Origin of the sequence: Macrococcus capreoli, from assembly GCF_025628935.1 — a bacterium.
Taxonomy (GTDB): Bacteria; Bacillota; Bacilli; order Staphylococcales; family Staphylococcaceae; genus Macrococcoides; species Macrococcoides capreoli.
Window position 1 is genome coordinate 1 of the sequence record NZ_JAOTIS010000041.1, and the last position, 1032, is coordinate 1032.

2 protein-coding genes are annotated in these 1032 nt (G+C 33.8%); both read left to right on the forward strand.

Annotation, left to right across the window (positions count from 1 at the left end; all coding sequences use genetic code 11):
• The coding region (locus tag OCL94_RS13155; RefSeq protein ID WP_262997375.1) for a DNA/RNA non-specific endonuclease at positions 1–330 on the forward strand (330 nt) is incomplete at its 5' end.
• Between the two features lies 1 nt (position 331).
• Positions 332–835 (forward strand): antitoxin YezG family protein, encoded by a 504-nt coding sequence (locus OCL94_RS13160; RefSeq protein ID WP_262997376.1) that lies wholly within the window; start codon positions 332–334, stop codon positions 833–835.
• Positions 836–1032: the final 197 nt, after the last annotated feature.

Genomic DNA, 1032 nt, shown 5'->3' on the forward strand with positions numbered 1-1032 from the left:
AGAAAACCGCATATGCAGAGAGTAGTGGGCAGAATATTTAGACGAAAAGATGATGATGGAGGACACTTAATAGCAACTCAATTTGGAGGTAGTCCGGATTTAGATAATCTTGTTCCGATGAATAGTCAGGTAAATAGATCTGGAGGAAAATGGTACGCTATGGAGAAAACCTGGGCGGATGCATTGAAAGAGGTACCTCCAAAACGAGTGAGAGTACGAATTGAACCGGTGTATAGTGGCGATTCATTGCGACCGGATAGATTCAAGGGACATTATTTTATAGATGATGAATATTTTGAAATAAAAATAAAAAATAATGGAGGTAATTAAGGTGTTAGAAAAATTGATTAATGAAAAAATTATTGAAATAGTTGAACAAGCCAATGAAATGATACCAGAAGAATGGTGTGAATTGTATATAAATGGAAGCGTAAATGATGGAGAAGGAACTATATACTTTTTTTACAATACTGAAGAAAATATAAACAAATGGCAATATTCAGCAACGATGCAATTTGAAATTGCAGGGTACTCTCAAGAATATTATTCAAAAGCATGGGATGTGTTATTTGATTTGGCTGACGAACTCCAACAAATCTTCCGTGATCATGATCAACCAATTTGGTCTAATGTTATTTTACATGTAGATGAAAATATGAAGCTAACAACGGAATTTGATTATGCGGATTGGGACTATAGTAAATATAATGAATATCAAAAGATGGATTATTTCAGACATGAATATTTAAAATTACCGCTAAAACATGTAGATGAAGCATTTTTTGAAGAAATGAAGGCATTCAAGCAACAAGAAAATAGTAAACACAGCGAATAATTCAGTGGTAAGTATTACTTGCCACTTTTTAGGATGTTTTAGGATATCTATAATTTTAGTGGAAGGTAGTTGATGAAATGCGTTCAATTCATTACAGAACAAGTGACTATCAGTCAGTCGGAACATCGCATTATGGAAGGAATTACTGAAGCCGTTTCTACGAGTGATTTTGAGCGTATTGATGAGGCAGTAAGTAA